Source organism: Pseudomonas sp. 313, assembly GCF_000316965.1.
Taxonomy (GTDB): Bacteria; Pseudomonadota; Gammaproteobacteria; order Pseudomonadales; family Pseudomonadaceae; genus Chryseomonas; species Chryseomonas benzopyrenica.
On the sequence record NZ_ANBZ01000031.1, the window covers coordinates 64,993 to 77,124 of the forward strand.

General features: G+C 67.0%; 8 protein-coding genes. 3 read left to right on the plus strand and 5 right to left on the minus strand.

The window, feature by feature from the left end; all coding sequences use genetic code 11:
* Positions 1-34 precede the first annotated feature (34 nt).
* The 3 genes from C722_RS0106880 to C722_RS24690 all read left to right on the plus strand — a co-directional run bounded on the left by C722_RS0106880 (position 35) and on the right by C722_RS24690 (position 2,426).
* Entirely contained in the window at positions 35-1,126 is a 1,092-nt protein-coding gene (locus C722_RS0106880; RefSeq protein ID WP_017639793.1) for a hypothetical protein, read from the plus strand.
* A 118-nt stretch (positions 1,127-1,244) separates the two neighbouring features.
* A complete protein-coding gene (locus C722_RS0106885; RefSeq protein ID WP_017639794.1) occupies positions 1,245-1,769 on the plus strand; it encodes an ankyrin repeat domain-containing protein in 525 nt (174 codons plus the stop codon).
* Positions 1,770-2,426 (plus strand): nucleotidyltransferase domain-containing protein, encoded by a 657-nt coding sequence (locus C722_RS24690; protein ID WP_017639795.1) that lies wholly within the window; start codon positions 1,770-1,772, stop codon positions 2,424-2,426.
* 15 nt (positions 2,427-2,441) lie between these two features.
* On the opposite strand, the gene C722_RS0106895 is transcribed toward C722_RS24690, so the two are convergent.
* The 5 genes from C722_RS0106895 to C722_RS0106915 form a co-directional block, all read right to left on the minus strand.
* Positions 2,442-3,365 carry an SdiA-regulated domain-containing protein gene (locus C722_RS0106895; RefSeq protein ID WP_017639796.1) on the minus strand — a complete coding sequence of 308 codons (924 nt, stop codon included), beginning with the start codon at positions 3,363-3,365 and terminating at the stop codon, positions 2,442-2,444.
* A 67-nt stretch (positions 3,366-3,432) separates the two neighbouring features.
* The gene (locus C722_RS0106900) at positions 3,433-7,428 is read right to left on the minus strand and encodes a Pls/PosA family non-ribosomal peptide synthetase (RefSeq protein ID WP_017639797.1); all 3,996 of its coding nucleotides are present in this window, start codon (positions 7,426-7,428) and stop codon (positions 3,433-3,435) included.
* Positions 7,429-7,653: 225 nt separating this feature from the next.
* Positions 7,654-9,915, minus strand: a complete 2,262-nt coding sequence (gene katG / locus C722_RS0106905; RefSeq protein ID WP_017639798.1) for a catalase/peroxidase HPI — start codon at positions 9,913-9,915, stop codon at positions 7,654-7,656.
* Between the two features lie 493 nt (positions 9,916-10,408).
* On the minus strand, positions 10,409-11,326 hold the full coding sequence (fdhE, locus tag C722_RS0106910) for a formate dehydrogenase accessory protein FdhE (protein ID WP_017639799.1): 918 nt from the start codon (positions 11,324-11,326) through the stop codon (positions 10,409-10,411).
* Positions 11,327-11,501: 175 nt separating this feature from the next.
* Positions 11,502-12,125 carry a formate dehydrogenase subunit gamma gene (locus tag C722_RS0106915; RefSeq protein WP_017639800.1) on the minus strand — a complete coding sequence of 208 codons (624 nt, stop codon included), beginning with the start codon at positions 12,123-12,125 and terminating at the stop codon, positions 11,502-11,504.
* Positions 12,126-12,132: the final 7 nt, after the last annotated feature.

Below are 12,132 nucleotides of genomic sequence, written 5' to 3' on the forward strand. Positions count from 1 at the left end.
ACGTCCACCTCACGACAATAACAAAGGTGCCGTCATGTCCAAGAAAACCTCCCCCTGGGCCAGCGATGGCCTGCTCGACCACAGCGACATCGTCAGCCTCGGCAACTTCACCTACCTGCACACGCTGAAAGGCGCCGCGGTCACGCCGCTGGCGCAGACCAGTTCGGCCAGCACCCCCACCGTCAGCGAATTCCTCAACGGCGCCATCAGCGAGTACGTGCTGGGTGGCACGCCCGACGGCATGCGGCCCTTCCTGGTCGATGGCCAGCAGCTGACGCTGCACAACTCGCTCAACGGCGCGACGGCTCACACCTGGATCACCGCCGAGAACCAGGTGCTCATCAGCTATGCTGGCACGACCCGCGGCGAGAATCTGCTGATCGACCCCCTGTCCACCGCCGGTAGCCTCTTGAGCGATCTGCAGATCCTCGGCCAGCAGGTGTCCAGCGCCCAGCACCAGCCGCTGGACTTCGCCCACCAGGTGATCGAGGCGGCGGCCAAGCAGGGCTATGGCACCCAGGACATCTTCGTCACCGGCCACTCCCTGGGTGGCATCTCGGCGGAATACGTTGCCCAGCAGACCGGTCTGGGCGGCATCAGCTTCGAGGCCTCCGGGATTCCGCGTGACCTGCACGCGGTGGGCCAGGGAGGCAACTTCGTCAACGTGGTCACCCTCGGTGATCCAGTGGCCAACTACAGTTCCGACATCCGTGGCGAGCAACCCTTCGCGCCCAGCTTCGTCAGCCAGGCCGAGGGCGGTGGCAGCCTGCCGCACTATGGCTCGCTGTTCCTGATCGGTGCCCAGGCCGACCAGCACGACCTGGCCGAGGCGGCGGCCAAGGTGGGCCACCTGTTCAATGGCGACAACGGTGGCCAGGTCAATCCGCTGGGGGTGGCCCTGCATCCGGTCAGCGTGGCCGCCGGGATCGCCGAAGCGGCGCGCCTGATCGCCGAATTCCATCTGCCGGCCGCCGAATACACTAACCTGGGAGTGACCCCGACCGGTGGCTTTCTCGACACCCTGCCGGCACAGATCGGCACGGCCCATGGTCCGGTGCTGATGGTCGGCAACTACAGCGTGGCGGAGTTGCAGGCCTTTTCCGAGACCCATGCGACCTTCGGCTAGCCGGCTCGCGGCGGCCTTGTTTCGCCGCCGTGGGAGAACTCCCTCCTGCCGTTCGGGTCTGCCCTCCTATCGTCTGGGACCCCGAGGGTCCCGCCCGCCTTTAGCCCAGGAGAACCCCATGACCGCAGACGGTCCCCAGCGCATGACCGATGAAGAAGCCCAGGAATTCGCCACCGAGGTGTTCAACCTTGCGCGCACCGGCAATGCCGAGGTGCTGGCCCTGGTACTGGACAAGGGGCTGACGCCCAATCTGCGCAATCACAAGGGCGACAGCCTGCTGATGCTGGCCAGCTACCACGGTCACCTGGAGGCCAGTCGCGTCCTGCTGGAGCACCGGGCCGATCCGAATCTGGCCAACGACATGGGCCAGTCGCCCCTGGCCGGGGCGGCCTTCAAGAACAACCTGCCGATGGCCGAACTGCTGCTGGAGCACGGCGCCGCCGTGGAGGGCGCCATGCCCGACGGCAAGACCGCGCTGATGATGGCGGCCATGTTCAATCACGTGCAGATGGTGGAATTGCTGGTCGCCCGCGGCGCCGATCCCAAGGCCCGGGACGCCGCCGGCAACACGGCGCTGAGCGTGGCCCGCGCCATGGGCGCCCAGGACACCCCCGCCGTGTTGGAGCGACTGGGCGGCGTCTGAATGGCTCGTTGTTCAGCGGCGGACAACGCCACGCTGGTGGCAGCCCTTGCCGAAGTGCTGCGCCACGACTACGGCTGTCATACCGCTATCCTCTACGGCTCGCGCGCTCGTGGCGACTGGGAGCCTGACAGCGATCTGGATGTACTAGGGTTCCGGGATACGGACGCCCCGATCCGCTTGCCCACGGACTGGCAGGGCCTATATGTGGATGGCTGGATCGATGCGACCGCTGCACGACCCAATGCCAGTTGGGTTCGGCTAAAGGGCGGCCGAGTCTTGTTCCAGCGCGAACGGTTTGGCGAGCAGGTGCTTGCCCAGGTGGAAGAGCTAGTAGCAGAACAGACCGTAGCGCTGTCAACCGATGAACGTCTCCACCGGCAACAGTGGGCGCGGCGCATGTTGCGCCGGGCAGCACGCGACGATGCCGAAGGTCACTATCGGCTCCACTGGCTGCTGTTCTCCCTGCTGGAAGACTATTTCGCGGTGCGGGGACTCTATTATCCGGGTCCGAAAGCGGCTTTTGCCTTGTTGCGTCAAGGTGCGCCTGAGCACTTTCATGGCTTTGATCGAGCGATGGCGATGAGGGGCTCGCTAACCGAGGTGGCCGATCTGGTTAGCTTGATCTACGACCCCTCCACCGGTATCGAGCAGTCTTGAATCCAAGCACCTGTTTCAGCGCTTCTGGTAGCGATAGAACAAGTTAGGCTCGCTGACCACATAGAGGTTGCCGGCGGTATCCAGGGTGGCACCCTCGGGCTGGCGGATCCGCCGTGACAGGCCGCCGAAGGGCGCCACCAGGGAACGGGTATCCAGGGTATGGCCCTGGTCGTCGAGTTCGATCAGCACCCGCGACTCGTCGCTGAGCAGCAGCAGGTGGCCGGTGCGGCGATCGACATGGACCGCGGACAGGTCGCCGGTGCTGGGCGCCTGGTCCAGCCAGGCCTGGCGATCGATGATGCGCAGGGCGAAGTCGCCGTCGAAGCTCTTGAGCAGGCCACGGATTTCATAGAGCTTGCGCGGCGAGTGCTCCTTGACCACGAACAGCCGATCGCGGGCGGCGTCGTAGTCCAGGCCTTCGAAGCCCTGGTTGGCGCGGGGGAAGAGATCCAGGGTCAGGCTGCGATAGTCCTTGCGCCGGAGCACGTCGTCGCCCTCGGGGATGCCTACCAGGGTCAGGGCGTTGGCACCCTCTTCCGCCAGCAGCAGGCGGTCGTTGCCCAGGTAGGTCACGCCTTCGACGTCGTCGAAGCCTTCCAGGCGATGGCGTTGCAGCAGCTCGCCGTCCCGGCTCAGCGCCAGCAACTCCGGCGGATTGTTGACCACTGCCCAGAGGCGATCCCGCTCCGGGTCATAGCTGAGGTCGGACAGGTTCTCGGTGACGCCGGCCACCGGCTTGGCTTCCACCGCCACCCGGTAGCGACCGAGTTCCAGGGAGGTTCGGGGTTCGCTCTGCCACTGCTGGCCGACCCAGAACAGCAACTGGCTGTCCAGATGGCTGCTGCGCAGGCCCTGGGTCACCCCCAGTGCCAGCAGCAGGGCCAGGCCCAGCAGCCAGCCGGTCCGTCCGATCCTGATCCGTCGTACCCACGCCGTCATCGCCTTGCCCCGTCATTGTTGTACGGGGCGGAGTATCCAGGGCTGTCTTTATGGTTGTGTGACAGTCCTAGCGCCGGGGCTGAACGGGGTTACCCTCCCAGCGCGAGCGACCCGGCAGGGTTTCGCCCTTCATCACCAGCGACAGCGGGCCCAGTTCCACGTCGTCGCCGACGCGGGCGCCATAGAGCACCACGCTGCGCGGCCCCAGGTTGACCCCGGCCCCCAGCTCGACTTCGCCCACCTTCATCACCCGATCTTCGAACAGGTGGGTCTGGGGCCCGGCCAGGGCATTGAGTTCGCCGTGATCGCCCAGCCGCACGCAGTCGAACTCGGTGAGGTCGGTGGTATCCAGGTAGGTGCCCCGGCCCAGTCGGGCGCCGAGCAGGCGCAGTGCCAGGGGCAGCCAGGGCGTACCGCGCAGGGTGCCGAGCAGATTGGGCACGGCCAGGGTCTCGTAGAGGCTGGTGATGGCTTCGCTGCGCCAGACGAAAAAGGTCCACATGGGCGCCGAGCGCGGTCGATAGCGACCGACCACCAGCCACTTGAGGCCCAGCACCACCAGGAAACTGGCCAGGGCGAAAGCGCTGCCGGCCAGCAGGGTCTCGCCAAGCAGTTGCAGCCAGGCTCCGGCCTGCCACAGCGGTACCAGGGCTTCGGCGATGGCGCAGCCGGCGGCGACGGTGAAGCCGGTAGGCAGCACGATGCGCAGGGCCTCGATCAGACCACGCGCCACCCGGCGCCAGGGTGCCGGGCGGAACGTCAGGCTTTCCGGGTAGCCGGTGAGGGTTTCCCGCGCCGGCAACCGCACCGCCGGCGAGCCGAGCCAGGTTTCGCCCTGGCGCAGGGGCACGCCTTCGTCGAGTCGACCCAGGACACCGATCAGGGCGTCCTCGGGGATATGGCAGCCGTCGGCGACATAGGCGCCGTTGCCGACGAAACTGCGGCGGGCGATGGAGGTGCGCCTGAGGGTCATCCAGCCCTGGGCTACCTGTTCGTCGCCTAGCATCACGGCATCGGCGATAAAGGTCTCGGCGCCCAGTTCCAGCAACGAGGACACCGGGCCCTGGGCGGTGGATATCTCCGCATCACGGCCGACCCGGGCACCCAGCAGGCGATACCAGAGGGCCGAGTACACCGTGGCATAGAGGCCCTGCAGGCTTTGCAGCGCCGACTCCTGGATCAGGTTGGCCAGCCACTTGCGCCAGTAGAAGAGGCTGTCGACCGACCACTGGCCTTCGTCCAGGCGCGGCAGGATCAGCCGGCGCGCCAGGGCGCAGCCGAGCAGGGTCAGGGCAACGCTGACCACGCCCAGTGGCAGCGCCAGCACCCCATACTGCAGGGCGTCGAGCAGCAGCGAAGAGGTGTGCCACCAGGGCAGTCCACCGAAACTTTCCAGTTCGTCGATCAGCAGCGCCAGGGGAAACAGCGGCATGAAGAACAGCACCGAGACCACCAGACCGCTGAGGGCATAGAGCCCTTTCAGTACGGCACGCTGGGCACGGGACACCGGGGTCGGCGGCAGGACGCGGGCACCGGCGGCGCCCTGGTCATGGGCCGGCGCGCCGCCCCAGTGGCGTCCGGCCGGGACGCGCTGACCGCTGCGCAAGGCAGACTGGGCCTGCAGGCGAGCGCCGTCACCAAGGGCGGTATCACCTTCGAGGATGGCATAGGAGCCGACCTGGGCCTCCTGGCCGAGGGTCACGGGGCCAAGCAGCAACTCGCCGCGCAGCACCCGGGCGTTCTCGAAGTTGACGCCATTGCCCAGGCTGGCGCCCTGCCCCAGGGTCAGCAGCTCGGGGACGCGCAAGGTCAGGGTGCCGACGAAGGCCTCGGCACCGACCTGGGCGCCCAGCAGCCGGAGCCAGCCACGAGCCAATGGCGAGCCGCTGAGCAGGTAGGCCGGCGCCAGGGCGAGAAAGCGTTCGCCCAGCCACCAGCGGTAGTAGGTCAGGCCCCACAGCGGATAACGACCGGGCTGCAGGCGCCCGGTCAGGCGCTTGCCTACCAGGGCCACGGCGAATTCCAGGCCGATGGCCAGAACGAACAGACTCAGGGCGGTCAGCATGGCCAGGGGCAGCGTGGTGCCGGAATGGATCAGCAGCGGGAAGGCCAGGAAAGGTGCCAACCAGCGTCCCAGGCGCAGGGTCAGGAGTGGCGGCAGAGCCGCCGCCTGGGCCAGCCCGCAACGCCAGCGGCGCCAGCGGCTGGGTGGGGCCCAGGCCTCGGTGGCCATGGCCTGGCCAGCCTCGGCGGCATCCGCCTCCAGGGCGTCGGCAATGGCGCCCAGGGTGCGACCGGAATAGACCGCCTTGACCGTGGCGCTGGCATAGCGCGAGTCCTGACGCAGGCGCGAAACCAGTCGGGCGGCAAACAGCGAGTGACCGCCCAGGTCATCGAAGAAATCCATCTCGGCGTGCAGCGCTTGGCCGGGAAACAGTTCGGCGGTGGCCGCGAGAACGGCGCCCAGGGCGCCGCTGGCCGGAGCGACCGGCGCCACCACGGCAATGGCCAGCGGCCGGGTGCGCAACTGCTTGCGGTCGATCTTGCCGGAATTCAGTCGCGGCATCTCGCCGAGCCACTCGAAACGGCTGGGCACCATGTACAGCGGCAGGCAGCCGGCCAACTCGGTCCGCAACAGGTCGCTGCGCGGCACCGGGCCGCCATCACCGACCAGGAAGGCCACCAGTTGCTCGACGCCGGCCTCTTCGCGCAGCACCACTGCCACGGTCCCGACGCCGGGCTGCCTCGCCAGGGTGGCTTCGATCTCGCCCAGCTCGACCCGATAGCCGCGGATCTTCACCTGGTCGTCGACCCGGCCCAGGCAATGCACCTGGCCGTGTTCGTCGACCCGCGCCAGGTCACCGGTGCGATAGAGCTTGAGGTCGTGGCTGCCAGTGCTCCAGGGATTAGGCAGGAATTTCTCGGCGGTCAGTTCCGGCCGCCCCAGGTAGCCATCCGCCACGCCCGGACCGGTGATGCAGAGTTCGCCCACCTGATCGCGTGGCAGCAGCGCCAGCGGCAGGCTGGCATCGGCGTGCACCACCAGCAGGCTGTAGTTGGGCAGCGGCCGGCCGATGGTCACCAGCTCGCCCGGTTGCAGTTGCGCCAGACTCGCCGAGACAGTGGCCTCGCTCGGGCCATAGGTGTTGAACAGCCGCCGCTGCGGCCGACTCCAGCGCGCCACCAGGGGCTCGGGGCACATCTCGCCGCCGAGGTTGATCAGCCGCAGGCTAGGGACGTCTTCCGGCAACAGTGCCAGCAGGGTCGGCACCACGTGCAACACGCTGATGCGATTGGCGGTCAGGGCGCGGGCCAGGGCCTCGGGGTCGGCGGTGATCTCCCGCGGCGCCAGCCAGAGGGTGGCGCCCACCAGGTAGCTGATCCAGATCTCCTCGAAGGACATGTCGAACGCTACCGAGAAGCCCTGGTAGACCCGGTCGCCGGCCTCGATGCCGAGCAGCGAATTCTCACTGCGCAAGAAGTGGCAGATGCTGTCCTGGCGGATGCCGATGCCCTTGGGTTTGCCGGTGGAGCCGGAGGTATAGATCAGGTAGGCCAGGTTGTCCGGGGAGACCTGGCCACGCCGGCGCAGGGTCTCGCCCTGGGCCAGGCCGACGCTCAGCTCGTCGGGGGTCCAGCAGCCAAGCCCGGGACGCGCCAGCAGATCGGCGAAGGGCGCTCCAGTGATCACACCGACCGCCTGGGCGTCCTCCAGGCAGAGGGCCACGCGGTCGGCCGGGGTCTCGGCATCGCAAGGCAGCCAGGCGGCGCCAGTCTTGGCGATGGCCAGTTGCATCACCAGCAGCTCGATGCCGCGCGGCAGCCAGAGGCCGACCACGCGGCCAGGCCTGGCGCCAGCCGCCAGCAGCCGCGAGGCGGCGCGATCGGCCCAGGCGTCCAGCTCGCCGTAGCTCAGGCTGCGCTCACCTTCGAGCAGGGCGGGCCGCTCCGGCGCCCGCGTCGCGGTGGCCTCGAACAGATCGGCGAGGACTTCATCGCGGCACAGATCGGGGCGGATGGGGCCTTCGACCAGACTGAGGGAGAGTTCGGCAAGCGCTTCCATGGGGACAGCCTCTGGGTGTTTAGCGCAGTCTGTATTCCCTCGGTTATGCGCTCCTTAAGGTGCGCTTAGGGTTTGCTTAAGGCGGGACGTGGCGCATCACACGCAAGGAAGGCTCTGGAATGCGCATTCAAGGCGACTCTCCATTGATCGGCGATGAGTGGCGGGTCGGTTGCGCGGACAAAAAAACGCCTCCCGGAGGAGGCGTTTCTGGTTACCACGCGGCGATCAACGCAGATCGAAACGGTCCAGCTCCATCACCTTGGTCCAGACCTTGACGAAGTCCCGGACGAACTTCTCCTGGGCGTCGGCACTGCCGTAGACCTCGCTCAGGGCGCGCAGCTGGGCATGGGAACCGAACACCAGGTCGACCCGGGTGCCGGTCCACTTCAGCTCGCCGCTCTGGCGATCACGACCTTCGAAGGTGGCCTTGTCCGGACCGGTAGCCTTCCACTCGGTGGCCATGTCCAACAGGTTGACGAAGAAGTCGTTGGTCAGGGTCTGCGGTCGCTGGGTGAAGACGCCGTGCTTGGCGCCGCCTACGTTGATGTCCAGCACGCGCAGGCCGCCCAGCAGCACCGTCAGCTCGGGCGCGGTCAGGTTCAGCAGGTGCGCCTTGTCCACCAGCAGGAATTCCGGCTTGACCTTGAACTCCCCGCCCACATAGTTGCGGAAGCCATCGGCCCAGGGCTCCAGGTGCCCGAAGGAATGAACGTCGGTCTGCTCCTGGGAGGCATCCACGCGACCCGGGGTGAAGGGCACGCTGATCGAATGACCCGCCGCCTGGGCGGCCTTTTCCACCCCGACGCTGCCGGCCAGCACGATCAGGTCGGCGATGGAGACCTGCTTGCCCTGACCCTGGACGTCACGCTGGATGCCTTCCAGCACGCCCAGCACCTTGGCCAGTTGCGCCGGCTGGTTGACCTCCCAGTCCTTTTGCGGCGCCAGGCGCAGACGGCCACCGTTGGCCCCGCCGCGCTTGTCGGAACCGCGGAAAGTGGAGGCAGCCGCCCAGGCGGTGCCGACCAGTTCGGACACGCTCAGACCGGACGCGGCCAGTTTGTCCTTGAGCGCCTTGACCTCGGCCTCGCCCAGGGGCGCGCCTGCGGCCTTGGGCAGCGGGTCCTGCCACAGCAGCTCTTCGTTCGGGGTTTCCGGGCCCAGGTAGCGGGCCAGGGGACCCATGTCCCTGTGGGTCAGCTTGAACCAGGCACGGGCAAAGGCGTCGGCCAGTTGGTCCGGGTTTTCCAGGAAGCGGCGGGAGATCTTTTCGTAGGCCGGATCGAAGCGCAGCGCCAGGTCCGAGGTGAGCATGGTCGGCTGGTGACGTTTGTTGGGATCATGGGCATCGGGCACGGCATTGGCACCGGCGCCGTCTTTCGGTCGCCACTGGTGGGCGCCGGCGGGACTCTTGAACAGCTCCCACTCGAACTTGAACATGTTCTCGAAGTATTCGTTGCTCCAGCGGGTGGGCGTGGAGGTCCAGGTCACTTCGAGGCCGCTGGTGATGGTGTCGGCGCCCTTGCCGGTGCCATAGCTGTTCTTCCAGCCAAGGCCCTGCTGTTCGAGGTCGGCCGCTTCCGGCTCGGCACCGACGCTGGTGGCGGGACCTGCGCCGTGGGTCTTGCCGAAGGCGTGGCCACCGGCGATGAGGGCGACAGTCTCCTCGTCGTTCATGGCCATGCGGCCAAAGGTCTCGCGAATGTCATGGGCTGAAGCCACCGGATCGGGATTGCCCTCCGGGCCTTCCGGGTTCACGTAGATCAGGCCCATCTGCACCGCGCCCAGGGGATTTTCCAGGGTGCGCTGCGGATTATCGTTGCGACTGTGCTCCACCGGATGCTGCTCGGGCTGGGCGGTCAGCACACCGTCACCGGGCTGCTCCATCTTCTTGTGGGCGCCATAGCGGACGTCGCCACCCAGCCAGACGGTTTCCGAACCCCAGAACACCGCATCGTCCGGTTCCCAGACGTCCTGGCGACCGCCGGAGAAGCCGAAGGTCTTGAAGCCCATGGATTCCAGGGCGACGTTGCCGGTGAGGACGATGAGGTCGGCCCAGGAGATCTTGCGCCCGTACTTCTGCTTGACCGGCCAGATCAGCCGGCGTGCCTTGTCCAGGCTGACGTTGTCCGGCCAGCTGTTCAGGGGCGCGAAGCGCTGCTGGCCCTGACCGGCGCCGCCGCGGCCGTCACCGACCCGATAGGTACCGGCGCTGTGCCAGGCCATGCGCACGAACAGCGGACCGTAGTGCCCGAAGTCGGCCGGCCACCAGTCCTGGGAATCGGTCATCACGGCGCGCAGGTCAGCCTTCACCGCCTCCAGATCGAGGCTCTTGAATTCGGCGGCGTAGTCGAAGTCCTCGCCCATGGGGTCGGACAGCGAGGAATGCTGGTGCAGGAAGTTGAGATTGAGCTGATTCGGCCACCAATCCTTGTTGGTGGTACCGCCGCCGGCGGCGTGATTGAACGGGCACTTGGATTCGGTCGACATCTTCTTGGCACCTCAGGGTCTTGTTCATCCGGTTGTCAGCCGTGACGGCAGCACGGCCTTCAGAAGGCAGGGTTCCGGTCGTGTCGGCCCTAGGGGCTCGACAGACACAGCTGCCGGCGTCGAGCCGGCGCAGGGGGAAGCCCCACCCTGGGCAAAACGGACGTTGCGGTCATTGTTATCCCCTCATCAGATGGGCACACCGACGAAGCGGCGTAAGATCCATACTAGATGGCTTCGCCGCCTGGCGTGATAGAAGGTTTTGTGTCCCTCGATAGACTGGCTCTGCAAGATGACCCCGGAGTGACAGGGTGCTGCCAGCCGACTCTTGTCGCGATAAGCAACGTTGGCGACCGCTTCGCCGAGGTTCGCGCGGCTTGGCTTCAGAAAGTGAAATCGAAGGCGCGTTTGGGCACTGGCCAGGCGAGGCAGCCCGCCATATGCGGAAACAGAAGGAACGGCGACCACCCTGCCCCGGGCGGTCGCCCAGCCCGGTCTAGCCCGGGGCGAACAGCAGGTTGGGCGCGTGGCGTTCGTAGCCCTCTTCCGCCAGGCGCACGTCCAGCGCCAGGCTGGCGAGGTCGGCGGACAGGGGTTCGCTGCGGGTGTCGTGGTCGCGATAGAGGTGCTTGAGGTAGGTCTTGCAGTGGGCGCAGGTCTCGGCGCGTAGCGGTGCTTTCTGGGCGTTGGCGTCGTCGGTGCTCAGGGAGTAGTAGCCCAGGCCCTTGCCGGTCTCGCAGTGGCTGCACTTGACCCGCACGAAGTGCCACTCGCAGGCGCACAGCGAGCAGGTGAGATACCTCAGGCCATTGGCCTTGCCCAGGTGATGGATGATGCCGGCCATGGGCGGCGCACCGCAGCACGGGCAGAGGGTCTGGCTGCCCTGTTCGCGCAGGGCGCTGAAGTCACTGCGCTGCAGCCAGTGGGTCCAGGCTACCTGCAGGGCGGCGCCCAAAAAGGGCACCACGCCGGCGGGCACCAGCTCATAGCTGCCGGCCAGCAGGGCGATGGCCCAGGCCTTGCGCTGGCCGGCATCGGCCTGGCGCAGTTCGTCCAGGGCGGCCTGCACTGGCGCCTGCGCGAGCTTGAGGTTCTCCAGTAGGGCATCCAGCGCGGGCAACCAGTCGCCTTCGCGGACCAGGGTGTCGTAGCCCAGCGGCGGTAGGCCGTGCTGCAGACTCTGGGCGCTGCGCGTCTCGTCCAGCGGCAGAGGGGCGAGACGGTCGAAGACCCCTTGCTGTGCTTCGCACAGGTCGGCCATCAGCAGCAGGTAGTCACTCAGCGCATTGCCGGCGGCCAGCAGGCGCAGGCGGTCGGCGCGATAGCCGAACAGCTCGCCACCGGGCAGCAGGATGAAATCGGGATTGACGGCCGCGGCTTCGATTTCGCCGGGCTCGAGGATCTGGCCCGCCATGGCAGGGCTCCTTAGGAAAACGGTGGAAGATGGAGGATTCAGGATAGCGGGCGGGTTGGGGTGTCGGGCTCCGCTGCCCTCACCCCAGCCCTTTCCCGGAGGGAGAGGGGCAAAATGCCGCGCCCCTCAGCCGTAGGTTGGGTTGAGCGTAGCGAAGCCCAACGATAGAGACCGCTCACTTCTTCTCGCGGGTGACCTTCTCGTACCACAGCGAGTGGTGCTTCTTGGCCCAGGCCCGGCTCACCCAGCCGGTCATCATGGCGGTCACCGAGCCCTTGATCCAGATCCCGGCATAGATGTGCACGATGATCGACAGCACCAGCACGAAGGCGGCGACGGCATGGGCCAGGGCGCCCAGGCGGATCACCGGGATGGGGAACAGGTGGGCGAAGTACTGCCGCCAGATGACCACGCCGCTGACCAGCAGGACCAGCATGCAGGCCAGCAGTACCCAGAACAGGATCTTCTGCCCGGGGTTGTACTTGTCGATCGGCGGCAGCTTTTCCTCGCGGTTGTTCAGCACATCGTTGATCTGCTTGAGCCACTGGGCGTCTTCACGACCGATCTTGTTGTGCCGCCAGAAGCGGATCACCAGGAAGGCGAAGAACAGGAACATCGCCACACCCATGAAGGGATGCAGGATGCGCGTCCAGGTGCCGCCGCCGAACAGGCTCGACAACGGAAACAGCGCCGGGTGGAACAGCGCCAGTCCCGACAGCCCGGCCATGAAGAACAGGATCGCCACGATCCAGTGGTTGGTCCGCTCGTTGGCGTTGTAACGCTGGATTTCAGGTTTCATCTCGATC